General features: G+C 52.6%; 22 protein-coding genes. 12 read left to right on the top strand and 10 right to left on the bottom strand.

What is annotated here, in order from left to right:
• The first annotated feature begins 23 nt into the window (after positions 1-23).
• Positions 24-764, top strand: coding sequence for a 3'(2'),5'-bisphosphate nucleotidase CysQ (gene cysQ / locus G4551_RS02520; protein ID WP_003025705.1), 741 nt, complete (start codon positions 24-26; stop codon positions 762-764).
• On the opposite strand, the gene G4551_RS02525 is transcribed toward cysQ, so the two are convergent.
• Positions 754-1311: a YtfJ family protein gene (locus G4551_RS02525; protein WP_003025707.1), complete on the bottom strand. Its 558-nt coding sequence runs from the start codon at positions 1309-1311 to the stop codon at positions 754-756. The two genes, cysQ and G4551_RS02525, sit on opposite strands and share 11 nt — an antisense overlap.
• A gap of 328 nt (positions 1312-1639) precedes the next feature.
• Here G4551_RS02525 and G4551_RS02530 point away from each other — a divergent pair, with 328 nt between their 5' ends.
• Entirely contained in the window at positions 1640-1846 is a 207-nt protein-coding gene (locus G4551_RS02530; protein WP_003025710.1) for a DUF1107 domain-containing protein, read from the top strand.
• A gap of 66 nt (positions 1847-1912) precedes the next feature.
• Here G4551_RS02530 and paeA read toward each other — a convergent pair whose 3' ends face one another.
• The 7 genes from paeA to G4551_RS02565 form a co-directional block, all read right to left on the bottom strand.
• Positions 1913-3253 (bottom strand): polyamine export protein PaeA, encoded by a 1341-nt coding sequence (gene paeA, locus G4551_RS02535; protein ID WP_003025713.1) that lies wholly within the window; start codon positions 3251-3253, stop codon positions 1913-1915.
• Between the two features lie 280 nt (positions 3254-3533).
• Positions 3534-4604 (bottom strand): glycoside hydrolase 5 family protein, encoded by a 1071-nt coding sequence (locus tag G4551_RS02540; RefSeq protein WP_003839531.1) that lies wholly within the window; start codon positions 4602-4604, stop codon positions 3534-3536.
• A gap of 10 nt (positions 4605-4614) precedes the next feature.
• Entirely contained in the window at positions 4615-6159 is a 1545-nt protein-coding gene (locus G4551_RS02545) for an MFS transporter (RefSeq protein ID WP_003839533.1), read from the bottom strand.
• A gap of 81 nt (positions 6160-6240) precedes the next feature.
• On the bottom strand, positions 6241-7263 hold the full coding sequence (locus G4551_RS02550) for a Gfo/Idh/MocA family protein (protein WP_003839535.1): 1023 nt from the start codon (positions 7261-7263) through the stop codon (positions 6241-6243).
• An 11-nt stretch (positions 7264-7274) separates the two neighbouring features.
• The gene (locus G4551_RS02555; RefSeq protein ID WP_003839537.1) at positions 7275-8342 is read right to left on the bottom strand and encodes a Gfo/Idh/MocA family protein; all 1068 of its coding nucleotides are present in this window, start codon (positions 8340-8342) and stop codon (positions 7275-7277) included.
• Positions 8339-9523: a Gfo/Idh/MocA family protein gene (locus tag G4551_RS02560; protein ID WP_003839539.1), complete on the bottom strand. Its 1185-nt coding sequence runs from the start codon at positions 9521-9523 to the stop codon at positions 8339-8341. The genes G4551_RS02555 and G4551_RS02560 overlap by 4 nt, the downstream gene beginning before the upstream one ends.
• Positions 9524-9539: 16 nt before the next feature.
• Positions 9540-10694, bottom strand: coding sequence for a Gfo/Idh/MocA family protein (locus tag G4551_RS02565; RefSeq protein ID WP_003839540.1), 1155 nt, complete (start codon positions 10692-10694; stop codon positions 9540-9542).
• Positions 10695-10884: 190 nt separating this feature from the next.
• On the opposite strand from G4551_RS02565, the gene G4551_RS02570 reads away from it, so the two are divergent.
• On the top strand, positions 10885-11940 hold the full coding sequence (locus tag G4551_RS02570) for a LacI family DNA-binding transcriptional regulator (protein ID WP_003839542.1): 1056 nt from the start codon (positions 10885-10887) through the stop codon (positions 11938-11940).
• Between the two features lie 7 nt (positions 11941-11947).
• Here the strand turns inward: G4551_RS02570 and msrA are convergent, their stop codons facing one another.
• The gene (gene msrA, locus G4551_RS02575) at positions 11948-12586 is read right to left on the bottom strand and encodes a peptide-methionine (S)-S-oxide reductase MsrA (protein ID WP_003839545.1); all 639 of its coding nucleotides are present in this window, start codon (positions 12584-12586) and stop codon (positions 11948-11950) included.
• 212 nt (positions 12587-12798) lie between these two features.
• Here msrA and tamA point away from each other — a divergent pair, with 212 nt between their 5' ends.
• From tamA to G4551_RS02600, 5 genes are all read left to right on the top strand, one after another.
• Positions 12799-14532 carry an autotransporter assembly complex protein TamA gene (tamA, locus tag G4551_RS02580; protein ID WP_003025718.1) on the top strand — a complete coding sequence of 578 codons (1734 nt, stop codon included), beginning with the start codon at positions 12799-12801 and terminating at the stop codon, positions 14530-14532.
• Positions 14529-18305 carry an autotransporter assembly complex protein TamB gene (gene tamB, locus G4551_RS02585; protein ID WP_003839546.1) on the top strand — a complete coding sequence of 1259 codons (3777 nt, stop codon included), beginning with the start codon at positions 14529-14531 and terminating at the stop codon, positions 18303-18305. Before tamA ends, tamB begins: the two co-directional genes overlap by 4 nt.
• 2 nt (positions 18306-18307) lie before the next feature.
• Entirely contained in the window at positions 18308-18652 is a 345-nt protein-coding gene (locus tag G4551_RS02590; protein WP_003025723.1) for a gamma-glutamylcyclotransferase family protein, read from the top strand.
• Positions 18653-19102: 450 nt separating this feature from the next.
• Complete coding sequence (gene tssD, locus G4551_RS02595; RefSeq protein WP_003839551.1) at positions 19103-20314, top strand: type VI secretion system tube protein TssD; 1212 nt, start codon at positions 19103-19105, stop codon at positions 20312-20314.
• Positions 20315-20596, top strand: coding sequence for a hypothetical protein (locus G4551_RS02600; protein WP_003839553.1), 282 nt, complete (start codon positions 20315-20317; stop codon positions 20594-20596). It begins immediately after the preceding gene.
• Between the two features lie 70 nt (positions 20597-20666).
• Here G4551_RS02600 and ppa read toward each other — a convergent pair whose 3' ends face one another.
• Complete coding sequence (gene ppa, locus G4551_RS02605; RefSeq protein ID WP_003025726.1) at positions 20667-21194, bottom strand: inorganic diphosphatase; 528 nt, start codon at positions 21192-21194, stop codon at positions 20667-20669.
• Positions 21195-21503: 309 nt separating this feature from the next.
• Between ppa and ytfQ the strand changes: the two genes are divergently transcribed.
• The 4 genes from ytfQ to yjfF all read left to right on the top strand — a co-directional run bounded on the left by ytfQ (position 21504) and on the right by yjfF (position 26089).
• Entirely contained in the window at positions 21504-22460 is a 957-nt protein-coding gene (gene ytfQ, locus G4551_RS02610; RefSeq protein WP_003839556.1) for a galactofuranose ABC transporter substrate-binding protein YtfQ, read from the top strand.
• 102 nt (positions 22461-22562) lie between these two features.
• Positions 22563-24065, top strand: coding sequence for a galactofuranose ABC transporter, ATP-binding protein YtfR (gene ytfR / locus G4551_RS02615; protein ID WP_003839558.1), 1503 nt, complete (start codon positions 22563-22565; stop codon positions 24063-24065).
• Positions 24066-24078: 13 nt separating this feature from the next.
• A complete protein-coding gene (gene ytfT, locus G4551_RS02620; protein WP_008323019.1) occupies positions 24079-25101 on the top strand; it encodes a galactofuranose ABC transporter, ATP-binding protein YtfT in 1023 nt (340 codons plus the stop codon).
• Positions 25088-26089, top strand: coding sequence for a galactofuranose ABC transporter, permease protein YjfF (gene yjfF, locus G4551_RS02625; protein WP_003025736.1), 1002 nt, complete (start codon positions 25088-25090; stop codon positions 26087-26089). Before ytfT ends, yjfF begins: the two co-directional genes overlap by 14 nt.
• Positions 26090-26164 lie beyond the last annotated feature (75 nt).

Raw genomic sequence — 26164 nt, forward strand, 5'->3', positions numbered from 1 at the left:
CACTGACAGAAACGAGGTGGAGAATGCTAGAACATGTATGCCAGCTTGCACGGAACGCGGGCGATGCCATTATGCAGGTCTACGATGGAATCAAACCGATGGAGATTACCAGCAAGCAGGATGATTCTCCGGTCACGGCGGCGGATATCGCCGCGCACAAGGTTATCCTCGAGGGATTACTGGCGCTGACGCCGGATATTCCCGTCCTGTCTGAAGAAGCGCCTCCTGGCTGGGATGTCCGCCAGCACTGGCAGCGCTACTGGCTGGTGGACCCGCTGGACGGGACCAAAGAGTTCATTAAGCGTAACGGTGAATTTACGGTCAATATTGCGCTGATCGAAAAGGGAAAGCCGGTTCTGGGCGTGGTTTACGCGCCGGTAATGAAAGTGATGTACAGCGCAGCAGAAGGTAAAGCGTGGAAAGAAGAGTGCGGCGTACGTAAACAAATTCAGGTTCGTGACGCGCGTCCGCCGCTGGTGGTCATTAGCCGCTCGCATGCCGATAATGAGTTAAAAGAGTATCTGCAACAGTTGGGCGAGCACCAGACCACGTCGATTGGCTCATCGTTGAAGTTCTGCCTGGTGGCGGAAGGGCACGCACAGCTGTATCCGCGTTTTGGGCCCACTAACGTATGGGACACCGCCGCGGGCCACGCTGTTGCCGCTGCAGCCGGGGCGCACGTTCACGACTGGCAGGGGAAACCTCTGGATTACACCCCACGTGAATCGTTCCTCAACCCCGGCTTCCGCGTTTCTATTTACTGAGCAATTTGTGCAGCAGGGCAATTACCTGCTGCACCTCTTCCTGCGTTAATGCGCCATCTTTTGCCCACTGCACGCGTCCGTCCTTATCGAGTACGACGATAGCGGAGCTCTCTTCATCCAGTTGCCAGGCTTTACGCGCAATGCCATTGCTGTCGACAATGAATTGCGACCACGGGTAGAGCTTCTTATTGCTCTCCAGACTGCTGCGCACAAACATACCGGAGCCGGGGATGGCGTCATCTGTGTTGACGATAGTGGTGGTCTGATATTTGTCGTGCGGCAGGTTGGCGGCTTTGATTGCCTCGATCAGTGTCGCATTTTTCTCTTTGGCGGAGGTGCGTCCGGCAATGTGTTGCACAATTCGCACTTTCCCAGGCAATTGCGCGCTATTCCAGCTTTTGTAGCTAAACTTATCGTTATCGAGAATCAGTTCGCCGCGATCGGCGATCCCCACCGGTGGTACGCGTTGGTCAGTCTCAAACTTATGTGCGGAGGCAATCATCGGCAGCAGCAGAAACGACAGCGCCAGCAGTTTTCGTAAGGTCATAGGTTTTCCTTCTTTCTTTTATTTTGCAGGTGATCCGACCACTTGGGTCTGGAATTTAATCATATGTGCGATTGATGCTTTTTCCCGCAAGCGCGATGCCAGTTTGCGGACGGGCGCACAAATCCTGCGAAAAATGAAGGCTTATACTGAAGACAGCGAAGCGTTGAAAAGATAATTCTGAATAATTGTAACCTGAAGGTAAATAAACTTATACACGCTGGAAACATCAACGAGATAGTCTATAGTCATAGGGCATTAAAATTTGCGCCTGAGGATTGTCGGACCGATTGTGGTACCGCAAAGGCGTAATGCTCAGCAGGAGACAACAATGAAAATTTTCCAACGATACAACCCGCTGCAGGTGGCGAAGTACGTGAAGATCCTGTTTCGTGGACGGTTATATATCAAGGATGTAGGCGCTTTTGAATTTGATAAGGGTAAGATTCTTATCCCAAAAGTGAAGGACAAGCTGCATTTTTCCGTGATGTCCGAAGTTAACCGTCAGGTCTTGCGTCTGCAAACTGAGATGGCTTGATCAAGTGCTATGCAGTAGTTAAAAAAACGGCTCCTGGACAGGAGCCGTTGATGTTTCTGTAAGGCGTTACGACGCCTTTGCCTCTTCTTTTGCATCTGGCAGTTTTGGTACCAGAACTGTAGGTTTGCTGTCCAGACGCGTCACCAGCAGCTGATCGATCTTGTAGTTATCGATATCCACCACTTCAAATTTGTAGCCAGAATACTTCACCGAGTCGGTGCGTTTCGGGATTTTACGCAGCATGAACATCATAAAGCCGCCGATGGTTTCATAGTTGCCGGACTGCGGGAACTCGTCGATATCCAGCACGCGCATAACGTCATCAATCGGCGTACCGCCATCAACCAACCATGAGTTCTCATCACGCGCCACAATCTGCTCTTCCAGACCCTGGCCAACTAAATCACCCATCAGCGTGGTCATCACGTCGTTGAGCGTGATAATCCCTACCACCAGCGCGTACTCGTTCATGATGACGGCAAAGTCTTCGCCTGCGGTTTTGAAGCTTTCCAGTGCTTCAGAGAGCGTCAGCGTGTCCGGGACGATCAGCGTATTGCGGATCTGTACGCCGCTGTTCAGCGCCATGCTTTGGTTCGCCAGTACGCGGTTGAGGAGATCCTTTGAATCGACATAACCAATGATGTGGTCGATATCTTCGTTACACACCAGGAATTTGGAGTGCGGATGTTCCGCCACCTTGTTCTTCAGGCTTTGCTCATCTTCATGGAGATCGAACCAGATAATATTCTCGCGCGAGGTCATTGAAGATGGGACGGTACGCGATTCCAGTTCGAACACATTTTCAATCAGCTCATGCTCCTGTTTGCGCAGAACACCCGCCAGCGCACCGGCTTCGACCACGGCGTAAATGTCGTCTGAGGTGATGTCGTCTTTTCGCACCATTGGGATCTTAAACAGACGGAAAATGTTGTTTGCCAGACCGTTAAAGAACCACACCAGCGGGCGGAAGACCAGCAGGCAGAAGCGCATCGGGTTGATGATACGCAAAGCCACAGCTTCTGGCGCAATCATACCGATGCGTTTCGGGGTTAAATCCGCGAACAGGATGAACAGGCCAGTAACCAGCGAGAATGACAGAATAAAGCTTAACTGTTCGGACAGCTCTGGAGCGAAGTACTTCGAGAAAAGGCTGTAAAACGCCGGGGAGAATGCTGCATCACCGACGATACCGCCGAGAATGGCGACCGCGTTAAGGCCAATTTGCACGACGGTAAAAAACATGCCGGGGTTTTCCTGCATCTTCAAAACACGTTGTGCGTTTACGTTGCCTTCATCGGCAAGCAGTTTAAGTTTTATTTTGCGTGATGCAGCAAGCGAGATCTCAGATATCGAGAAAAACGCACTCACGGCGATCAGGCAGAGAATGACTAAAATACTGTTTAACATATCTTATCCGACCGTTCAGGTCAGATCCTCGGAAGGGAGAAGTTGATACTCGTCGTCTTTCAAGCTACAGGTGCGTTAGCTGCACTCATTCACCCCAGTCACATAGTTATCTATGCTCCTGGGGATTCACGAGTTTGCCGCCTGCCTGCAACTCGAAATCCATAGAGTATAAATCCAATGGAATATTCAATGAAAACCGGTCCGAAGGGAGTGGACCGGTAATTTCAGAAGCTAGTATAGCGTAAGGTACTGTAAAGTCGCCAGAGGAGCTTTTTTGGCCTTATCCTGCGGCGTTAAGCCTGCGCACCATCTGCATCTCTTTTTCGCTATAAGGCGAACCATCCGACTTCAGCACATCGTGGAACCATAGCTGCGCCGTCGTCTCGTTCCGCGGGATATCCGGCCACGGCAACCAGGTTTGCGTTTTCCCCTGTACCAGCCCCCAGTGAAAGCTGGAAACGCGCTGGGCGCGAAATAGCGGCAGCTGTTCTTCTATTCGGCTATCGACATGGCGTGCCAGCCACTCGGTACAAAAGAGCGGCCTGCCAAATTCGGCCAACTGTGACAGAAGAGACAGCTGGCCAGGGGTGTCGACATAGGCATGGTAGCTAATCACATCGGAAAGCCGCAGCGCCGCTATATCAACAGGATGCGTAAACGCATTCCCGCACGCCGCGCGATCGTCAATATGCCAGGCTGCTACGGTCAACGGTTGAGAGGGTGACTCCTGTCGGGCCCAGCTAAACAGATGGGTCATTAGGGTTAAGGCGTAGATTTCCAGCCTGTCATCATAGCGGGCAAATTCGCCAGTATGACAAAAAATCCCGCCGTTGCCTGGCTCATTATATAAATCCCAGACGCTGATGCGCGAGTCATGGCGAAAGTAACGGATGATATCTCTGACGTAGGCTTCAATGTGCGGCCAACAGCGTCGATCCAGCACGCAGGCGCGCCCAGGGCTACCCGCCGCCTGGCTGTTGTGAATGCCGGGAACCGGCGGTTTTTGCTGACCGATAACGGGCTCATCACCAGAAAAAGCGCAGTCGTCGAGCAGCGTCAACATCACTTTTATACGGTGGCTATGGGCAATGCTCAGGAAGATATTTATGCGCTCGAGAAGCCCGTCACGGTCATACTGCCAGACGGTAAAAGGTAAATTTGTTCGCAACTGGTTATAGCCATACTGGCTGGCCCAGCCGAGTTCCTGATCGATAGTACTGCTATCGAAACTCTCTGCCTGCCACATTTCGAGCCAGTTAACCGCGGTGCGCGGCAAGTAGTTAAAACCGCAGCCCCAGGGTTGCTGTTGATACCAGCTTTGCGCCCGTGCTTTGTTCCATGGGTTATACATGATGCGCTCCTTATTCTGCATCTGAGAGACTGACGCGTCCCGTCGCACGCTGCGTGGCGCTGCCACCCCAAACTTCATCGTACTCGTAGCCAGTAAGTTGCTTGATCACCACCCGAGTTTCTTCATCGCAGTCACGATAGTTGCCACCCAGCTTGCGGCGAGCGATCTCTTTAAGCAGAACTTTGTGGGTTTCGCGAGTGAGTTTGAATTTGTAGGTCGCGTAGAAACTCACCGCCAGCAGCGCCGCGGTAGCAAAGATCATCAATCCGATAATAGCGTGGAGCGCGCTTTCCGGCTGTGCGCCGCTGCCTTTTATAAAGCCAGACTCTTCCAGCACCATGCCGATAAGCAAAATAGCGATTGCCACGGTACTTTTGCGGGTGAGTACCATAACGCCTGCAAAAATCCCTTCACGGCGCTGTTGGGTAACCATTTCGTCGATATCAGGAATAAAGCTGTAGATATTCCATGGGATATAGTAAAGGCCGGAACGCGCCATACCGAGTAGAATAAATACCGCCGAGAACAAAATGTTGGATACTTGGGTTTCAGTGTAATAAATAATAAATAAAAAGAGTAATACACTAAATATACAGGTGTAAGAAAGACGTAGTGCCGCTGACGGGGTGATATTGAGTTTGTTCAGTAGTAGCATAAATCCATAGGTGCCAAATACTGAAGCAAAGGCGGCAATACTTAACCAGCCCGAAACGGAGGCGGCATCCTGGCTTAAACAATACACCACGTAATAGGTGAAAACCGAGCCGAATACATCCATGGCGGTAAATGAGAAAATATAAATAATGATATGCAAGCGAAATGCCCGGATACGGAATGACGAAAATAGATCAAGTATTAAATATTTAAGGTGATTCAGTAGCCCGCTATTTCGTTGTAAGTCAGCCTGAAATGTCTCTTCCTGAACGTCTTTGGCTTCCCATGTACAGCGCCAGGTTATAAATACGGCAAGACAGAACACGACGGAAAAAATCAGTCCGGTTAGCGTATAGGTAAAGGGATTATCTTTGCCGGTGAACTGCATTAGGATACCGGGTACCGAGACGGCAAGGAATCCGCCCAACTGCGAGCAGATCATGCGCACGCCGGAGAGGCGACTGCGTTCTTCGTAGCGATTGGTCATCTCTGCGGCGAGGGTTTCCCACGGCACTAGCACCATCGCTGACAGTAGCTCAATTGACAGATAGGTTCCCAGGTAATACCAGTAACCCATGTCGGTCAGCCACAGCAGAGCATAGAGAAACATTAAAGGAGAACTGAGTAATAAAAAGAAGCGACGGCGGCCAAATCGTCGACCCAGCCACGTGTTGCCAAAGTTATCAGTGATGTAACCCATAATTGGGCTGAGTACCGCATCAATCACGCGGGCAATAGCAAATATTGAGCCTGCTTCCAGTACGCTTAAACCGCAGTAGGTGGTATAAAAAAATAAAAGCCAGGTTCCGATAATGGCGAAAGCACCGCCGCCAAATAAATCAGTAATGCCATAGCCGATCGCTACACCATAACTGACTCTGCGTTCAGTTGGTTTGACCATAATATTTTCCAGTATGTAGGGTATTTGTACTCCGGTATTATCCGGCTGATGTTTATTAATTCTGTAGTGCTAGGTTAATTTTTAATTATTAATGGTTATCCATTGTCGGGTTTTAGACGAATGATAAATAGCATCGACCATCGCCAGTGATTTGCGGGCATCATTAATATTGATATATTCTGTTTGACCTCCATGAGTAATAGCATGATAAAACTGACGAATGGCCTGCTGGTGGCCCAGACCCCAGTAACTTTTACTGTGGCCGTCCGGTGAACCGTCGCAATCCAGCTTCAGGCGCCGATCCGTTGTAACGCGCCACAGGGTGTTATCCGTGAGCTGCAGCATGCCGTGTTCGCAATGGATCTCCAGCAGCAGCGGTGAATCGAGGGTATTGCAGTTGCTGGCATAAAACAGACCGCGGGCACCGTTGGTAAAGTGCAGGGTCGCCATCGCGCAGTCTTCGGCTTCGGTAACGTCTGCCAGCTCGCCGCTGTCCACCACGCCTTTCAAACGCGTTACACCGCCGGCGAACCACTGCATCAGATCGAGAGTGTGAATGGCCTGGTTGATCAGTAAACTGCCGCCTTCGCTGGCAAAACGCCCACGCCACGGGCTTTCGCTGTAATACGCTTTAGAGCGTGACCAGGTCAAAACCGCTTTAATACTTAACATTCTACCCAGCGTATTTTTCGCCAGTTCGTCGCGGATACGTAAACTGGTTGGATTAAGCCGGTTTTGATAACACACGCCCAGCAAGCCCTGGGCGGACGCTGCTGCGTTAGCGATGTCTGCGACTTCTGTGCAATTCAACCCCACCGGCTTTTCACAAAACACATGTTTCCCGGCGGCAAGCGCGGCGGTAATCATGTTTTTGTGCTCGAAATGAGGTGTACAGATATGGACGACGTCGATGTCATTATCCAGCAGCATTTCACGGTAATTCTGGTAAAAGCGGCAGTTATACGCCATGGCCTGTTGCAAACCGTTGGCGCTATCAATATCGACCAGCGCGCGCAGCGTGACCCCCGGCAAAAGCCGGAGGGCGTTAACGTGGCTGCGGTGAATCGCCCCCGCGCCGATGATGGCGGCATTGAGTGTTGTCATGTCACCTCCGGTTATGTGCGGGCATTCGCCAGCATTTGCGCTTTCACGCATAGCTCTGCGGCTTTAAAGGCGTGGGCCTGAGTCATGGCGTTTTCCGTGCGATTCAGACAATCGAGAATGAATTCACCGAAGAACGGGAAACCGACTTTTCCCGCGACCGGGAGACGAAACTCTCCTTCTTTATTCACCAGATACACCACGTCCTGTTCGCCTCTGGTGATATCCACATACTTGCGGATCTCAATGTAACCTTCGGTACCCAGCAACGTCAGGCGTCCATCCCCCCAGCTACTGAGCCCCTGCGGCGTGAACCAGTCGCAGCGGAAATAACCCGTTGCGCCGTTGTCGCCCGCCAGCATGGCATCGCCAAAGTCTTCAAACTGCGAAAACTGCGGATGATTAACGTTACGCACCTGGCTGGCGACGACGTGTGCCTCGCGGTTGCCGGTATAAAACAGGAATTGTTCGATTTGATGGCTACCGATGTCGCACAGAATGCCGCCAAAGTAGCGTTTGTCATAAAACCAGTCCGGGCGCCCATTGCCTTCACGGTGCGGCCCTGTGCCCAGGGTTTGCATCACGCGCCCAATCGCCCCTTGCTGAATGAGCTGACCAGCAAAGACAGCGCTTTCAACGTGCAGACGCTCGCTGTAATAGATTGCGTATTTGCGTCCGGTTTTCGCCACCATCGCTTTGGCGTCTTCCAGTTGTGCAAGGGTGGTTAACGGAGCCTTGTCGGTGAAGTAGTCTTTCCCTGCCGCCATTACCTTTAGCCCCAGCGGGCAGCGTTCAGACGGAATAGCCGCCCCGGCAACCAGTTGTACCTCACGATCGTTCAGGATTGTCTCGAGCGAATCGGCCACCTGCGCCTGCGGATACTGCTGCAGAAATTGATCGATTTTGTGCGGATCGGGATCGTAAACCCATTTCAGCGTGGCACCTGCCTCAATCAACCCGTTGCACATGCCGTAGATATGGCCGTGGTCGAGCGTGGCGGCGGCAATGACAAACTCGCCAGGCTTCACGACCGGCTGAGGCTTCCCGGTAGGGGCGTAGTTCATTCCGTCTTGCTTGTTCATGATTTAACTCCTGAATCTAAGTCTTTACCCAGAGGGATGGCGCCTACTTCCGCAAAATTGCTCACGGAGGCGGATTTCTCATAGAAATGCGGGGCGATTTCAATCAGGCCGCCGGTGCGATAAAACGCATCGCTGTGGTGGATGGGCAGCGCCACCACCGTGCGGGTGATGGCGGATTTATAGATAGCGGTGATCAGCTCCAGCGAGCGTTTGCCCTGTTCGCCATCGACCAGCGGACGGGTTTGTCGTTCGATGGCGCTAAGCAGGTTGTCGATTTGCCCGGTATGCAGCGTCCATTGCAGCGCTGGCGTAGCGTGAAAAAGTGCGTCCAGACCTTGTTCCAGCTCACCGTTATTTTCCGTTTGCGGAAAGCCGTTGTCCGCCGACTGGCTGGCATGGACTTGCCACGGCGCAGAAATTCGCGCTTTTTCGCCCTGAATAACAATTTTCTGGTCTTCACCGTGATGCACCACCGAGGCGGTCAGTTGCGTCAGCGCCCCGTGTGAGTATTTGAAAATAGCCGCGCTAAGATCTTCGACTTCGGCGTTGTCGTGGGCGACGTTGGTCATCATCGCCACCACTTCCGTTGGGAAGCCGAGCATCCACTGAATGGCGTCGATGTGGTGCACCGCGTGATTCAGCGTGCAGCCGCCGCCTTCCTTCTGCCACGTGCCGCGCCACCACAAATCGTAATAACAGTGTCCGCGCCACCAGAACGAATCCACCTGCGCATGGCAAATCTTGCCCGCCAGCCCGGAATCAACCACGGTTTTCAAACGCCAGAAGGCATCGGTAAAGCGGTTTTGGGCGATGACCGATAAGATTTTCCCGCTGGCCTTTTGCGCGGCGATCATCGCATCGCACTCTTCGAGCGAGGCGGCCATCGGCTTTTCGCACAGCACATGTTTTCCGGCGTGCAGCGCTTCAATGCTGATGCCTGCGTGTACGTACGGCGGCGTGCAGACATCGACCACATCGACCTCAATGCCTGCGTTAAGCATCGCCTGATGGCTGCGGAAGACTTGCGCTTCGCTCAGGCCATAGCGTGATTTCTTCTCCTCTGCTTTCTCCGGGTAGATATCGACCAGCGCAACAATCCGACAACGATCCGCGAACTGTAAATAGCCCTGAATGTGGTTGTGGGAGATATTCCCGGTACCGACAATCGCAATGTTCAGCATGATTTTCTCCTGCGCGTTACCAGCTACCGGAAGCGTCCAGCGTGCGGCTGGCCGTATTTTTTTCCACTGAAGAGGCGATACGTTCCTGTAACAGCTGGAAGTAGCGTTGCTCGTCAAGCGGCAGCTCTACCCAGTCATCCGTCCAGGTAGAGAGGTGCATCGCATTGGAAAGCGTCAGGCCGCGAATGCCTTCCAGGCCAGGGGCGATCAGCGGCTCGCCGTGCAGGATCGCGGCGGTAAAATTGCGGGTAATGACATAGTGCTCGCTGCATTCCGGTTCGGTAGGGATGGTGGCCTCCCAGCATTCCGGCTCACCAAAACCGTTTTGCCAGCGGGCGTTGAACTCGGTTTCGGATTCACGCAGTCGCCAGAAGCGCAGGCGACCTTCTTCTACCACCACTTTTCCCCTGCTGCCGACAATTTCGAGGCGGTTGGTGCCAGGCGTTTCGGCTACGGTGGTTATGAACACCCCGGTTGCGCCGTTGGCGTATTCTGCGTAGGCCGTGACGTCATCTTCGACCTCAATCTGACGATGCTTGCCAAACTGGCAAAAAGCGCGCAAGCGTACCGGCATGCCGACCAGCCATTGCCATAAATCGAGTTGGTGCGGATCCTGATTCAGCAGCACGCCGCCGCCTTCACCTTTCCAGGTCGCGCGCCAGCCGCCGGAGTTGTAATAGCTTTGCGAACGATACCAGTTGGTAATGATCCAGTTAGATCGACGCAGCTCGCCGAGTTCGCCGCTGTCGATCAGATCTTTTACTTTCTGATACAGCGGATTGGGGCGCTGGTTGTACATCATGCTGAACACCACATCGCATTCGCGCGCGCAGGCGTTCATCTCTTGTACCTGCGCGGTGTAGACCCCTGCAGGCTTCTCACATAGCGTATGAATACCAAGACGCATGGCCATCATCGATAAACCCGGATGGTCATAATGCGGCGTGGCGACGATGACGGCATCGATCAGCCCACTTTCCAGCATCTCTCGCGCATCGCTGAACAATCTCACCTCTTCGCCGACCAGCCGGCGGATCGCCGGATGTTTATCCGGATTGTTATCGCACACTGCGGCGAGCACTGCTTCTTGTACCGTTCCGGCCAGCAGGTAGCGTGCGTGGACGGTACCAATGTTGCCAACCCCAATAATGCCAAAGCGTATTTTTTTCATGTCGTGCCTTTTTCGTCAGAAATAAGGGATATGCGGAACATAAGAAACGCCTGGAATATCGACAATGTGATTTTGTGAGAACGGTTGCAGGATGAAAAAGAAGTTGGTCCAGTCATTGAAAAAGTGTTTTAGAGTCAATGAACTGCGTTTGCAAAAAATTGCAAAGATTGATTGCGAGTGAGGTCACAGAATGTCTGGCAAGCTAAAAATGGACGAAATTGCTGCTCTGACGGGCTACTCGGTAAGTACGGTGTCGAGGGTGCTTAGCGGAAAGTCATACACCAGCGATAAAGCACGTGAGGCGATTGTCAGTTGCGCGCGCAGGCTGGGGGTTCTGGACTCGTTGTCCAGCGGGCGGTTGTTGATCAACGGCATTGCTGTTTTCGCCCCGTTGCGCACCTTTACCGCCCGTGGCGATGCATTTTACCTCGAAGTGACACGCGGCATTGCCGAGGCGATAGCGCCGCATGATGTCTATCTGAGTTACTGCGGACTGGATGAGCAACGTGCGGACATCAAGGTCTTTCAGGAAAAGGCCAACAATAAGAATATTAATGCGATTATTCTTATCGGCATTGATGACCCGACCGTGCATAAACTGGCGCAACTGTTGGATAAACCCTGCGTGTTGATTAATTCGCAGGACCAGGAAGGGTTGCTGGATGCGGTATCCCCCGATCATCGGGCGATTGGCAACCGTGCTGTGCAATATCTTTTTGATCAGGGGCACCGGCGTATTCTCCATGTTACCAGCCTGCGTCGGGAAACGATGTACTGGCGTCTGGAGGGCATCAAGGAGGTCTACCGACAGTATCAAATACCGTTTGATACCGGGCGCGATCTGCTGGTAACGGAGGGCTTTTCTGAGGACGAATCAGAGCGGGCGATAGGCAACTGGCTAAATGAGACACCGCGTGAAGCGTGGCCGGAAGTTATTTTCTGCGCCGGGGCGTCAATGTCGACGGGCATCCGGCGGGTGCTGGAAAAGATTGGCGTGGAGATACCCGGTGAGTTGTCGCTGATGACGACGGATGTTCAGGAACTGGACGCGCATATCGTTGCTGCGGTGACCAGTATCACGATTCCTTGTCGGGCGTTGGGCGTGGAAGCGGTGCATTTGCTGCAGAACCGTCTTAATCGACCCTCTGCGCCGGTTTTTAACCTGTTGCTGAAAGGAAAGGTGACAGATCGAGGCACCGTTCCCCACGCAACGCGCCATGCCGCGCGGGTGACGGTAGCGCGTTAATCGCGGATTAACGCTCTGGCGGCAGGCAAACGCCAATTCCGCCAATGCCACAATATCCATAAGGATTTTTATGCAGATATTGCTGGTGATCGTCCTCGGCATAGTAGAAAGGCGTTGCCGTAGTGATTTCTGTGGTAATGGTGCGCTCGTCGCCTGCGGCGGTCATTGCTGCCTGAAAACGCTCAAGGCTGGCCTGTGCGGCGGCGGTTTGTTCCGGCGCTAACGGGTAAATGGCGGAGCGATACTGCGTACCCTGGTCGTTCCCCTGACGCATGCCCTGCGCCGGATCGTGATTTTCCCAGAACACCTGCAGCAGTTGTTCGTAGCTGATAACATGCGGGTCATAGACGATGCGTACCGCTTCGGCATGTCCAGTGTCGCCAGAACACACTTCCCGATAGGTTGGGTTTGGGGTGTAGCCGCCGGTGTATCCGGCTGCCGTGCTGTATACACCGGGTAATGACCAGAATAAACGCTCAACGCCCCAGAAACATCCCATGGCGAAATAAGCGGTCTCCATACCGTCGGGCACGTTGGTCATCGAATGTTGGTTAACCGCATGCAGCGTTGCCACTGGCATCGGGGTGTTGCGTCCAGGTAGCGCATCTGCTTGAGTAACAAGATGCTTTCTATCAAATAAACTCATGGCCGTTCTCCCGAAATCAGTCATTTGGGTTAAGGTTGTAACGAGACGCGTCTTTGCCCACAATAAACGGCGTGAATACGTCTAGAGTTAAACATAAGAAATATTTGGGTTGCCGTCTGTTTTTCAACTCTTATTGTTGATTTTTTGTTAAGCCGAGGAACGGCATAGTATTTTTTTCCAGGGGTGGGAAAAAAGGATATTCAGGAGAAAATGTGCCACATATCCGTCAGTTATGTTGGGTGGGATTACTGTGCTTAAGTGGCTCCGCCGCCGCCGCGAATGTTCGCTTACAGGTCGAAGGATTATCAGGACCGCTGGAGAAAAACGTCCGTGCGCAGCTGTCCACGATTCAAAGTGATGAAGTCACTCCAGACCGACGCTTTCGTGCGCGCGTTGATGATGCCATCCGCGAAGGGCTAAAAGCGCTGGGCTACTTTGAGCCGACCATTGATTTTGAACTACGTCCACCGCCGGCGAAAGGCCGCCAGGTGCTGATCGCCAAAGTGACCCCCGGCGAGCCGGTGCTGATTGGTGGCACCGAGGTGATTTTGCGTGGTGGCGCGCGTACGGATAAAGATTATCTGGATCTGTTGAAAACGCGCCCGGCAATCGGCACCGTGCTGAATCAGGGGGACTATGACAACTTCAAAAAGTCACTCACCAGCGTGGCGCTGCGCAAAGGTTATTTCGACAGTGAATTTAATAAAAGCCAGCTTGGAATAGCGCTTGAGCGCCGCCAGGCGTTCTGGGATATCGATTACAACAGCGGTGAACGCTATCGCTTTGGGCATGTCACCTTTGAAGGCTCGCAAATTCGCGATGAGTATCTGCAAAATCTGGTGCCCTTTAAAGAAGGTGAAGAGTACGAGTCGAAAGATCTGGGCGAACTGAACCGTCGTCTGTCGGCGACCGGATGGTTTAACTCCGTGGTCGTCGCGCCGGAGTTTGATAAAGCCCGCAAAACCAAAGTGCTGCCGCTGAAAGGCGTGGTCTCACCGCGCACCGAAAACACCATCGAAACCGGGGTCGGCTATTCAACTGACGTCGGGCCACGGGTGAAGACCTCGTGGAAAAAGCCGTGGATGAACTCCTACGGCCACAGCCTTACGACCAGCGCCAGTATCTCGGCACCAGAGCAGGTGCTTGATTTCAGCTATAAAATGCCGCTGTTAAAGAACCCGCTGGAACAGTATTACCTGGTACAGGGCGGCTTTAAGCGAACCGATTTAAATGACACCGAGCAGGACTCTACAACGCTTGCGGTTTCCCGCTACTGGGACCTCTCCAGCGGCTGGCAGCGCGCGATTAACCTGCGCTGGAGCCTCGACCACTTTACCCAGGGTAACGTCACCAACACCACTATGCTGCTCTATCCGGGCGTGATGATCAGCCGGACGCGTTCACGCGGCGGCTTGATGCCTGTCTGGGGCGACTCTCAGCGTTATTCTATTGATTACTCCAACACCGCCTGGGGGTCAGATGTTGATTTCTCCGTTTTCCAGGCGCAAAACGTCTGGATCCGCACGCTGTACGATCGCCATCGCTTTGTGATGCGCGGCAACCTCGGCTGGATTGAGACCGGAGACTTCGACAAAGTACCGCCGGACCTGCGTTTCTTCGCCGGGGGCGATCGCAGTATTCGCGGCTATAAATACAAATCTATTTCGCCGGAAGGTAGCGACGGCAAGCTGAAAGGGGCCTCCAAGCTGGCAACTGGCTCGCTGGAATACCAGTACAACGTGACCGGTAAATGGTGGGGCGCGATGTTTGTCGATAGCGGTGAAGCGGTCAGCGATATTCGCCGAAGCGATTTCAAAACCGGTGCCGGGGTCGGCGTACGCTGGCAATCACCAGTGGGGCCTATCAAGCTCGACTTTGCCGTCCCGGTCGGCGACAAAGATGAACATGGTTTACAGTTTTACATCGGTCTGGGGCCTGAATTATGAGTTTATGGAAGAAGATAAGCCTCGGCGTGCTGATTTTTATCCTGCTGTTGTTAGGCACGGTGGCGTTCCTCGTCGGTACCACCTCGGGCCTGCATCTGATCTTCAAAGCAGCTAATCGTTGGGTTCCGGGGCTGGAGATTGGTCAGGTCACCGGCGGCTGGCGGGATTTATCACTGAAAAATATTCGTTATGACCAGCCTGGCGTGGCGGTGAATGCCGGCGAAGTGCATCTGGCTGTGGGGCTTAACTGCCTGTGGAACAGCAGTCTGTGCGTCAACGATCTGTCGCTGAAAAATATCAATGTGGCGATCGACAGCAAAAAGATGCCGCCATCCGCGCCGGTTGAGGAAGAAGAGAGCGGTCCGCTTAATCTTTCCACGCCTTACCCCATCACGCTTTCGCGCGTGGCGCTGAACAACATCAATATCAAAATCGATGACACCACGGTTTCGGTGCTGGATTTTACCTCCGGCCTGAACTGGCAGGAAAAAACGCTGACGTTGAAGCCAACGTCATTACAGGGGCTACTGATTGCCCTACCTAAAGTGGCGGAAGTGGCGCAGGAAGAGGTTGTCGAACCGAAGATTCAAAACCCGCAGCCGGATGAAAAGCCGCTCGGCGAAACGCTAAAAGATCTGTTCTCACAGCCGGTGCTGCCGGAAATGACCGATGTCCATCTGCCGCTCAATCTCAATATTGAAGAGTTTCGCGGCGAGCAGCTGCGCGTGACCGGAGATACGGATTTAACGGTCCATAGCATGCTGCTAAAAGTGAGCAGCATTGACGGCAACATGAAGCTCGACGCGCTGGACATCGACTCGAATCAGGGAACGGTAAAAGCCAGCGGCACGGCGCAACTGACCGACACGTGGCCGGTTGATATTACGTTAAACAGCACGCTAAACATCGACCCATTAAAAGGCGAAAAGGTGAAGCTGAAGGTCGGCGGCGCGCTGCGCGAGCAGCTGGAAGTCGGCGTCAATCTGTCTGGTCCGGTGGATATGGACCTGCGTGCACAGACGCGTCTGGCTGAAGCCGGATTACCGCTCAACATTGAGGTGGTGAGTAAGCAGGTTTACTGGCCGTTTACCGGTGAGAAACAGTTCCAGGCCGATGACATCAAACTCAAACTGACCGGTAAGATGACCGACTATACACTGTCGATGCGTACCGCCGTGAAAGGTCAGGATATTCCACCGGCTACCATCACGCTGGACGCCAAAGGCAACGAGCAGCAGATCAATCTCGACAAACTCAGCGTTGCGGCACTGGAAGGGAAAACCGAGCTGAAAGCGCTGGTGGACTGGCAGCAGGCGATCAGCTGGCGCGGGGAGCTAACGCTGGATGGTATCAACACCGCAAAAGCGATCCCGGACTGGCCGTCAAAACTGAATGGCCTGGTGAAAACTCGCGGCAGTCTGTACGGCGGAAGCTGGCAGATGGAGGTTCCCGAGCTGAAGCTGACCGGCAACGTGAAGCAGAATAAGGTCAATGTGAACGGTTCGCTGAAGGGGAACAGCTACCTGCAGTGGACGATCCCGGGCCTGCATCTGGAACTGGGACGCAACAGTGCAGACGTAAAAGGTGAACTGGGGGTTAAAGACCTCAACCTCGACGCGACGATTGATGCCCCAAGCCTGGATAACGCGCTGCCGGGGCTGGGTGGTACGGCGAAAGGGCTGGTAAAAGTTCGCGGTACGGTTGAAGCACCACAGCTGCTGGCGGATATTACCGCCCGTGGTCTGCGCTGGCAGGAACTTTCCGTTGCTCAGGTACGTGTTGAAGGGGATGTTAAATCGGCCGAGCAAATCGCCGGTAATCTTAATGTTCGCGTAGAGCGGATTGTACAACCTGACGTGAATATTGGCCTGGTGACGCTCAACGCCAAAGGCAGTGAAAAGCAGCACGAGCTGCAGTTGCGCATTCAGGGGGAACCGGTTTCCGGGCAACTGGATCTTGCCGGGAGCTTTGATCGCAAAGAACAGCGCTGGAAAGGAGAGTTAAGCAATACCCGCTTCCAGACGCCGGTTGGTCCGTGGTCGCTCAACCGGGCTATCGCGCTGGATTACCGTAATCAGGAACAAAAAATTAGTATCGGACCGCACTGCTGGAACAACCCGAATGCGGAGCTGTGCGTACCACAGACGATTGATGCGGGTGCGGAAGGGCGCGCGGTGGTGAATCTAAACCGCTTCGACCTGGCGATGCTAAAACCGTTTATGCCGGAGACAACCCAGGCCAGCGGTGTGTTCACCGGTAAAGCCGATGTGAGTTGGGACACCACCAAAGAGGGTCTGCCACAGGGGCAGGTCACCCTGAGCGGACGTAACGTGAAGGTCACGCAAAGCGTGAATGATGCACCGCTCCCCGTGGCGTTTGAAACGTTGAATCTCACCGCCGACCTGCACAATAACCGTGCCGAGCTGGGCTGGCTGATTCGTCTGACCAACAACGGACAGTTTGACGGACAGGTGCAGGTAACAGACCCGCAAGGGCGCCGTAATCTGGGCGGTAACGTCAATATTCGCAACTTCAATCTGGCGATGGTGAACCCCATCTTCTCGCGCGGTGAAAAAGCGGCAGGGATGATCAACGCCAACCTGCGGCTGGGCGGCGATGTGCAAAGCCCGCAGTTGCTCGGACAGCTGCAACTGAGCGGTCTTGATATAGACGGTAACTTTATGCCGTTTGACATGCAGCCAAGCCAGTTAGCTGTTAACTTCACCGGAACACGCTCAACGCTGGCGGGCGTGGTGCGTACGCAGCAGGGAGAAATTAACCTGAGCGGCGATGCCGACTGGAGTCAAATAGACAACTGGCGGGCGCGCGTCGCGGCTAAAGGCAGTAGGGTACGTATTACCGTACCGCCAATGGTCCGCCTGGATGTCTCGCCGGACGTGGTCTTTGAAGCCACGCCAAGCCTGTTCACCCTTGATGGCAACGTGGATGTGCCGTGGGCGCGTATCGTGGTACATGACCTGCCGGAAAGCGCGGTTGGGGTTTCCAGCGACATGGTCATGCTTAACAACAATCTGCAGCCCGAGAAACCGCAGACTGCCGGCATTCCGATCAACAGCAACCTGAACATCCACGTCGGTAACAACGTGCGTCTTGACGCCTTTGGTCTGAAAGCGCGTCTGACGGGCGATCTGAAAGTGGTGCAGGATAAGCAGGGGCTGGGGCTGAACGGACAAATTAATATTCCGAGCGGTCGCTTCCATGCCTATGGTCAGGATCTGATTGTGCGTAAGGGCGAGCTGTTGTTCTCCGGTCCGCCGGATCAGCCGTTGCTTAACATCGAAGCGATTCGTAACCCTGATGCCACCGAAGACGACGTGATCGCTGGCGTTCGCGTCACTGGTACCGCCGATGAACCGAAGGCGGAGATCTTCTCTGACCCGGCAATGTCGCAGCAAATGGCGCTTTCCTACCTGCTACGCGGACAAGGGCTGGATAGCGAGCAGAGCGATAGCGCAGCGATGACCTCAATGCTTATTGGTCTGGGGGTTGCACAAAGTGGTCAGGTTGTGGGTAAAATCGGGGAGACATTTGGCGTAAGCAATCTGGCACTGGACACGCAAGGGGTGGGCGACTCATCTCAGGTGGTTGTCAGCGGATACGTACTGCCAGGTCTGCAGGTGAAATATGGTGTGGGTATATTTGACTCCTTAGCGACACTCACGCTACGTTATCGTCTGATGCCTAAGCTATATCTGGAAGCAGTGTCTGGCGTAGATCAGGCACTTGATTTGCTCTATCAGTTCGAGTTTTAGCAATGCGAATATTTGTCTACGGCAGTTTACGAACCAAACAAGGCAACAGCCACTGGATGACCAATGCCCTGTTGCTGGGAAATTTCAGTATCGATAACTACCAGTTGTACAGCCTGGGCCACTATCCAGGCGCGGTTCCGGGAAATGGAACAGTACACGGGGAAGTTTATCGTATTGATAACGCCACGCTGGCAGAGCTTGACGCTCTGCGTACCCGCGGCGGTGAATACGCACGCCAGTTAATTCAAACGCCGTACGGAAGTGCATGGATGTACGTGTACCAACGTCCGGTTGATGGCTTAACGCTGATTGAAAGCGGTAACTGGTTAGACAGAGACCAGTACTAACATATACCTGATGGATTTCGAGTTGCATCAAGGCGGCGACGCAGAGAATCCCCAGGAGCGTACTTCAGTACGTGACTGGGGTGAGCGAGGACAAACTGGCACAGCCAGTTTGAACAGCGCTTACGCTGGCCCCGAAGGGGCGAGGCCAAAGGCCGAGTAAAGCCAACGCAGAGGCAGTTTGAAAGACGACAGGTATAACACGCCACCCTCGGGTGGCGTTGTTTTATACGATGGTCGCTGTAATCCTGGGCTATCAGGAAGCATTTCTCTTTTTTTTCATCACATAAAAATACCTGTTCAATAAAGCGTTAATTAATATAATTTATTATTTTACTCAAAACATCACCGTGGATTATTGTAAGGCAATATGATCACGTTAGCAGAAATAATTTTATTTTAGTTGCACTCTCATTCTGTAAAAATAATTATCCAGGTAAGGATAGTAATGGAATGAGTAATATTGTTTATCTCAAGCTCATTGGTGAACAACAAGGCGATATTTCTGATGGATGTGGCACAATTGATTCAGTTGGTAATCGGTGGCAACAGAATCATGTGAATGAAATATTTGTTTTTTCTCTGGTTGCAGGAGTAGCGAGTACAGGTAAAGGTACGAATCTAAAGAACTTAACATTCAGTAAGCAAATAGATAAAAGCTCACCACTATTAATGAATGCGATTAATAACAATGAAAACCTGTTTCTAGAGTTTTGGTTTTATCACATAAATAGATATGGTCAATGGGAGAAGTATTATTATATTCAGCTCAGAGGTGCATCGATATCAAGTATTCAGATGAGGGTTATAAAAGACCAGATAGATACAGAAATAATATCAGTAAATTATGATTATATCCTTTGTAAGCACCTGATAAGCAATACCGAGTGTAGCTATCTGGCTTTACCTGCAGACTACAATAAGCTTTTTGTTCCGATTCCGAAACCCCAGACTCAAACTCTTAACAGTGCAGGTGTGGGCCGATTGCTGGCGGCTGGAGGGATTTATAACGGTAACATCGAAGGGTTCAGGGACACTGCAGAAAAACTGGGTGGTGATGCCGTCAAAGGCTACGATCAGATTCTTAATGAGAAAACGGTCGGCGTCGCCATTACGGCTGCCTCTATTGCCGCTGGTTATGGGCTTGGGAGGATGGAGTTAAGTTCGACGATAAGAAGTCTTGAAAAGCTGGGGCGGATTGAAACCAAGAGCATATCATTAGGGCGTAGTAACACCACTGAAAATTTATATCGTCGGACTAGCAATACTGAAGTGTTTTCAGATCTAAAAGTGCCTATGCAGATGCGCTATGTTGAACAGGCTGCACGTGAAGGTGGGATAGGCTTGGGGGGAGTTAAAGTGAGAATTATCAGGGATTCTGACCTGAAAGGTAAGAATATCTATGGTTATACTCACCCTAGTGGTGATATTGATTTGTACCCGGATGCTTTTGCGGATATTGAGCAATTAATAAAAACGTTAGGACATGAAAGAACACATACTATGCAAATCTATCTCTTTAAGCATCCAAATACATATGCTGATGATGCAATCAAGATGAATAAAGAATTGATATTGAATGAAAAAGCCGCCCATAGTATTGAAGATAGCTTTTGGCAATTTTACCTGAATAATAAGACCGGAAAGCTAGAGGAGTACAAATAGATGAACTCTTTGACCTATCTTGAATGGATGAAGCACTTACCAAAAGATGATGGTAGTTACAGTTCATGTGAATGCCCAGCATGTGGTAAAAAAGGACTTTCTTATCAATACTTTGGTTTCGATAATGGTGATATTGGCTGGAAGGTTATTTGGTGCGAAACCTGTAAATCTGGAGTGAAAATTTCGAGAACCAAAATACCTGAAGGGGCTAGTAGGTTAATAGATTTTCAAGAACAAGAACGTTTCTTTGAAACGAAGCCTGAACTGAAACTAATTGTTTAGATTGATCTCAATAAAAGCCCCTCATAAAGTGAGGGGCTTCAATAAGTTATGCTGACCTTAGAAAGCCAACTTACTTCTTCGCGCGCTCGAAGGAAGCAACGATTTCAGCTTTAGCAGCTTCAGCGTTGTCCCAACCGTCAACTTTTACCCATTTGCCAGCTTCGAGGTCTTTGTAGTGCTCGAAGAAGTGGGTGATCTGCGCTTTCAGCAGTTCCGGCAGATCGGTCACATCTTTGATGTGATCGTATTCTTTGCTCAGCTTGGTGTGCGGTACCGCAACCAGTTTCGCATCTTCACCGGATTCGTCGGTCATTTTCAGTACGCCAACCGGGCGGCAACGGATCACTGAACCTGGCTCCAGCGGGTACGGAGTCGGGACCAGAACGTCTACCGGGTCACCGTCCAGAGACAGGGTGTGGTTGATGTAACCGTAGTTGCACGGATAGAACATCGCGGTGGACATGAAGCGGTCAACGAACAGGGCGCCGCTCTCTTTGTCAACTTCGTATTTGATCGGATCTGCGTTAGCAGGGATCTCGATAACAACGTAGATATCTTCCGGCAGGTCTTTACCGGCAGGGACGTTGAGTAAGCTCATGTCTGTTTCCTTTAAATAAGCTATGGCAAACAAGTGGCGGGTATTATAGCCAACTCGCGCGGAATGTCTCCGCTTGTTTTCGCTTTCTCTGCGTGCATTTTCTTCTTTTTACCTCTCTCTCGTGACAGAAAAGTCCATATCTTCAGCCGCATTTTTCATAGCGAGATGAAAGCGATTACAAAGTTGTGATTAACGTTTTATTTACTTTTTTGAAGTGTGATGTAACGCAATCCGTTACATGCTCAATTGTCTATAGTTTTTTCGCAACGGTTAATTAACCAACAATAATCACCCTACGAGGACGCACTTATGTGGAAGCGCTTACTTTTAGTCACAGCAGTTTCGGCAGCCATGTCGTCTATGGCAATGGCAGCCCCTTTAACCGTAGGATTTTCGCAGGTTGGCTCTGAATCCGGCTGGCGCGCAGCAGAAACCAACGTCGCGAAAAGCGAGGCCGAAAAGCGGGGAATTACGCTGAAAATCGCTGATGGCCAACAAAAGCAGGAAAACCAGATTAAAGCAGTTCGCTCATTTGTTGCCCAGGGCGTCGACGCCATCTTTATTGCGCCGGTCGTGGCAACAGGTTGGGAGCCGGTTTTAAAAGAAGCGAAAGATGCCGACATTCCGGTCTTTTTGCTTGATCGTTCCATCGATGTAAAAGACAAATCTCTCTATATGACCACCGTCACCGCCGACAACGTGCTGGAAGGCAAATTGATTGGCGACTGGCTGATTAAACAAGTGGACGGCAAGCCGTGTAACGTCGTTGAGCTGCAAGGGACCGTCGGGGCCAGCGTGGCGATCGATCGTAAAAAAGGCTTTGCTGAAGCCATCGCCAGTGCGCCAAACATCAGAATTATCCGTTCTCAGTCCGGTGACTTCACCCGCAGTAAAGGGAAAGAAGTGATGGAGAGCTTTATCAAAGCAGAAAACAACGGCAAGAACATCTGCATGGTTTACGCCCACAACGATGACATGGTGATCGGTGCTATCCAGGCGATCAAAGAAGCGGGTCTGAAACCCGGCAAAGATATTCTCACCGGTTCTATCGACGGCGTACCGGATATCTACAAAGCGATGATTGACGGTGAAGCCAACGCCAGCGTTGAACTGACGCCGAATATGGCGGGTCCGGCATTCGACGCGCTGGAGAAATTCAAAAAAGACGGCACGATGCCTGAGAAGCTGACCATTACCAAGTCGATCCTTTATCTGCCGGATACGGCGAAAGAAGAGTTAGAGAAGAAGAAAAACATGGGCTACTAAGCCTTCATGAAAATGCCGGGGGGCTGCGCTTGCCCGGCCTACATTACGCTCTTTTGTAGGCCGGATAAGCGTAGCGCCATCCGGCGTGATGCAGGGGGAATCATGACCACCGACCAACATCAGGAAATCCTCCGCACCGAAGGATTAAGCAAATTCTTTCCCGGCGTCAAAGCGTTGGATAACGTGGATTTCAGCTTGCGTCGCGGTGAAATTATGGCGCTGCTGGGGGAAAACGGAGCCGGCAAATCGACGCTCATCAAAGCGCTGACCGGCGTTTACCATGCCGATCGCGGCACTATCTGGCTCGAAGGCCAACCGATCTCCCCCAAAAACACCGCCCATGCCCAGCAACTGGGGATTGGCACCGTGTACCAGGAAGTGAACCTGCTGCCCAATATGTCGGTCGCCGATAACTTATTTATTGGCCGTGAGCCGCGGCGTTTTGGCCTGCTTCAGCGCAAGCAGATGGAAAAACGCGCGACGGAGCTGATGGCGTCATACGGTTTTTCCCTTGACGTGCGTGAGCCGCTGAACCGCTTTTCCGTGGCGATGCAACAAATCGTCGCCATCTGTCGGGCGATCGATCTCTCCGCGAAAGTGCTGATCCTCGATGAGCCGACCGCCAGCCTCGATACCCAGGAAGTTGAAATGCTGTTCGGCCTGATGCGTCATCTGCGCGATCGGGGCGTCAGCCTGATCTTCGTCACTCATTTCCTCGATCAGGTTTATCAGGTCAGCGATCGCATCACCGTTCTGCGTAACGGCGGCTTCGTTGGCTGCCGTGAAACCCGGGAATTACCACAAATTGAACTGGTCAAAATGATGCTGGGTCGCGAACTGGATACCCATGCGCTACAGCGTGCGGGACGCACATTGCTTAGCGATAAGCCGGTGGCGGCCTTTAGCGACTTTGGCAAAAAAGGTACCATCGCGCCGTTTGATCTACAGGTGCGTCCCGGTGAGATCGTCGGTCTCGCAGGGCTGCTGGGATCCGGGCGAACGGAAACGGCAGAGGTGATCTTCGGTATTAAACCCGCCGACAGCGGAAGAGCGCTGATCAAAGGCAAACCGCAGACCTTGCGATCGCCGCATCAGGCTTCGTGTCTGGGGATCGGTTTCTGTCCGGAGGATCGCAAAACGGATGGCATTATTGCCGCCGCTTCGGTGCGGGAAAACATCATTCTGGCATTGCAGGCGCAGCGCGGCTGGCTGCGGCCTATCCCACGGAAAGAACAAAACGAGATTGCCGAGCGTTTTATCCGCCAGCTCGGAATTCGCACTCCTAACGCTGAACAGCCGATCGAGTTTCTCTCCGGCGGCAATCAGCAAAAAGTGTTGCTCTCGCGCTGGTTACTGACCAAACCGCAGTTCCTGATCCTCGATGAACCCACGCGTGGGATCGACGTCGGCGCACATGCCGAGATCATCCGCCTGATCGAAACGCTGTGCGCGGATGGTCTGGCGCTGCTGGTCATTTCATCCGAACTGGAAGAGTTAGTGGGCTATGCCGATCGGGTCATTATTATGCGCGATCGCAAACAAGTGGCCGAGATCCCACTGGCTGAACTGTCCGTACCGGCGATCATGAACGCCATTGCGGCCTAAGGAGACTATGGTGATGCCTCAATCTCTCCCTCAATCCAATCCGCCTAAACGGCGGTTCCGTTGGCCAAAGGGGATGCCACAACTGGTGGCGTTACTGCTGGTGCTGCTGGTGGATAGCCTGGTCGCCCCGCACTTCTACCAGGTGATTTTGCAGGATGGTCGGCTGTTTGGTAGCCCGATTGATATTCTCAACCGCGCCGCTCCCGTGGCGCTGTTGGCGATTGGTATGACGCTGGTGATTGCCACCGGCGGCATCGACCTTTCCGTGGGGGCCGTCATGGCTATTGCTGGCGCCACTACTGCGGCGATGACGGTGGCCGGGCACAGTCTACCGGTGGTGCTGCTTGCCGCCTTAGGCTCCGGCATTCTGGCTGGGCTGTGGAATGGGATTCTGGTGGCCATACTCAAGATCCAACCGTTTGTCGCCACGCTAATCCTGATGGTGGCCGGGCGTGGAGTGGCGCAGCTTATCACTTCCGGGCAAATCGTCACTTTCAACTCGCCCGAGCTGTCGTGGTTTGGTAGCGGCTCGCTCTTACTGTTCCCTACGCCGGTAATTATTGCACTGCTCACGCTGGTGGTGTTCTGGCTGCTGACGCGGAAAACGGCGCTGGGTATGTTTATCGAAGCGGTGGGTATCAACATTCGTGCGGCAAAAAACGCTGGGGTGAACACCCGCATTATCGTGATGCTCACCTATGTGCTGAGCGGCCTGTGCGCGGCTATCGCTGGCATTATCGTCACGGCGGATATTCGTGGGGCAGATGCCAATAACGCCGGATTATGGCTGGAACTGGATGCCATCCTGGCGGTAGTCATCGGTGGTGGCTCGCTAATGGGCGGGCGCTTTAACCTGCTGCTGTCGGTGGTAGGCGCGTTGATTATTCAGGGCATGAACACCGGGATTTTGCTGTCGGGCTTCCAGCCGGAACTGAATCAGGTGGTCAAAGCCGTGGTGGTGTTGTGTGTGCTGGTCGTGCAATCACAACGCTTTATCAGCCTGATAAAAGGAGTGCGTGGTCATGATAAAACGTAATTTACCGCTGATGATCACCCTCGGCGTGTTTGTGCTGGGCTACCTTTACTGCCTGACGCAGTTTCCAGCTTTTGCTTCCACCCGGGTGATTTGCAATATCCTGACCGATAACGCTTTTTTAGGGATTATTGCCGTGGGCATGACCTTCGTGATCCTCTCTGGCGGGATCGACCTTTCCGTTGGCTCGGTGATCGCGTTTACCGGCGTATTTTTGGCGAAGGCCATTGGCTATTGGGGTATTTCCCCGCTGCTGGCGTTCCCCCTGATTTTGCTGATGGGCTGCGCGTTTGGCGCATTTATGGGGTTACTGATTGATGCGCTGAAGATCCCAGCATTCATTATTACGCTGGCGGGAATGTTTTTCCTGCGCGGCGTCAGCTATCTGGTCTCTGAAGAGTCGATCCCAATTAACCATCCGATTTATGACACGCTCTCAAGTCTGGCATGGAAAATTCCTGGCGGCGGTCGCCTGAGCGCGATGGGGTTGTTAATGCTGGGCGTGGTGGTGATTGGCATCTTCCTTGCGCACCGTACGCGCTTTGGTAATCAGGTTTACGCCATTGGCGGCAACGCCACCTCTGCTAACCTGATGGGCATTTCTACTCGCAGCACAACGATCCGCATTTATATGCTGTCTACCGGGCTGGCGACGCTTGCCGGCATTGTGTTTTCCATTTACACCCAGGCGGGTTATGCGCTGGCGGGCGTTGGCGTTGAGCTGGATGCGATTGCCTCAGTGGTGATTGGCGGAACGCTGCTAAGCGGCGGCGTGGGAACGGTGTTGGGTACGTTGTTTGGCGTCGCCATTCAGGGGTTGATCCAGACCTACATTAATTTTGATGGCACATTAAGTTCCTGGTGGACGAAGATCGCGATTGGCATTTTATTGTTTATTTTTATAGCGTTACAACGCGGTCTGACGGTACTTTGGGAAAATCGTCAAAGCTCGCCGGTTACCCGAGTGGGTACGGCGGCAACACCAAAGTAACATCCTGATTTTGCACAAAACATTTAAATACCTAAACTTTTTCCGGTTGTAGTCGATAGGTTCTGTACAGGTCTG

The sequence above is a fragment of the Citrobacter freundii ATCC 8090 = MTCC 1658 = NBRC 12681 genome (assembly GCF_011064845.1).
In the GTDB taxonomy this organism is placed as follows: Bacteria; Pseudomonadota; Gammaproteobacteria; order Enterobacterales; family Enterobacteriaceae; genus Citrobacter; species Citrobacter freundii.

What these genes read in the sequence shown, in the direction of transcription:
- G4551_RS02570 (WP_003839542.1), top strand. Translation starts at nt 10,885, where the DNA reads ATGTCTGGCAAGCTAAAAATGGACGAAATTGCTGCTCTGACGGGCTAC.
- yjfF (WP_003025736.1), top strand. Translation starts at nt 25,088, where the DNA reads ATGATAAAACGTAATTTACCGCTGATGATCACCCTCGGCGTGTTTGTG.
- G4551_RS02550 (WP_003839535.1), bottom strand. Translation starts at nt 7,263, where the DNA reads ATGACAACACTCAATGCCGCCATCATCGGCGCGGGGGCGATTCACCGC.
- ytfT (WP_008323019.1), top strand. Translation starts at nt 24,079, where the DNA reads ATGCCTCAATCTCTCCCTCAATCCAATCCGCCTAAACGGCGGTTCCGT.
- G4551_RS02555 (WP_003839537.1), bottom strand. Translation starts at nt 8,342, where the DNA reads ATGAACAAGCAAGACGGAATGAACTACGCCCCTACCGGGAAGCCTCAG.
- ppa (WP_003025726.1), bottom strand. Translation starts at nt 21,194, where the DNA reads ATGAGCTTACTCAACGTCCCTGCCGGTAAAGACCTGCCGGAAGATATC.
- G4551_RS02565 (WP_003839540.1), bottom strand. Translation starts at nt 10,694, where the DNA reads ATGAAAAAAATACGCTTTGGCATTATTGGGGTTGGCAACATTGGTACC.
- G4551_RS02590 (WP_003025723.1), top strand. Translation starts at nt 18,308, where the DNA reads ATGCGAATATTTGTCTACGGCAGTTTACGAACCAAACAAGGCAACAGC.
- G4551_RS02530 (WP_003025710.1), top strand. Translation starts at nt 1,640, where the DNA reads ATGAAAATTTTCCAACGATACAACCCGCTGCAGGTGGCGAAGTACGTG.
- G4551_RS02560 (WP_003839539.1), bottom strand. Translation starts at nt 9,523, where the DNA reads ATGCTGAACATTGCGATTGTCGGTACCGGGAATATCTCCCACAACCAC.
- G4551_RS02540 (WP_003839531.1), bottom strand. Translation starts at nt 4,604, where the DNA reads ATGTATAACCCATGGAACAAAGCACGGGCGCAAAGCTGGTATCAACAG.
- paeA (WP_003025713.1), bottom strand. Translation starts at nt 3,253, where the DNA reads ATGTTAAACAGTATTTTAGTCATTCTCTGCCTGATCGCCGTGAGTGCG.
- tamB (WP_003839546.1), top strand. Translation starts at nt 14,529, where the DNA reads ATGAGTTTATGGAAGAAGATAAGCCTCGGCGTGCTGATTTTTATCCTG.
- cysQ (WP_003025705.1), top strand. Translation starts at nt 24, where the DNA reads ATGCTAGAACATGTATGCCAGCTTGCACGGAACGCGGGCGATGCCATT.
- tssD (WP_003839551.1), top strand. Translation starts at nt 19,103, where the DNA reads ATGAGTAATATTGTTTATCTCAAGCTCATTGGTGAACAACAAGGCGAT.
- G4551_RS02600 (WP_003839553.1), top strand. Translation starts at nt 20,315, where the DNA reads ATGAACTCTTTGACCTATCTTGAATGGATGAAGCACTTACCAAAAGAT.
- G4551_RS02525 (WP_003025707.1), bottom strand. Translation starts at nt 1,311, where the DNA reads ATGACCTTACGAAAACTGCTGGCGCTGTCGTTTCTGCTGCTGCCGATG.
- msrA (WP_003839545.1), bottom strand. Translation starts at nt 12,586, where the DNA reads ATGAGTTTATTTGATAGAAAGCATCTTGTTACTCAAGCAGATGCGCTA.
- ytfR (WP_003839558.1), top strand. Translation starts at nt 22,563, where the DNA reads ATGACCACCGACCAACATCAGGAAATCCTCCGCACCGAAGGATTAAGC.
- G4551_RS02545 (WP_003839533.1), bottom strand. Translation starts at nt 6,159, where the DNA reads ATGGTCAAACCAACTGAACGCAGAGTCAGTTATGGTGTAGCGATCGGC.
- ytfQ (WP_003839556.1), top strand. Translation starts at nt 21,504, where the DNA reads ATGTGGAAGCGCTTACTTTTAGTCACAGCAGTTTCGGCAGCCATGTCG.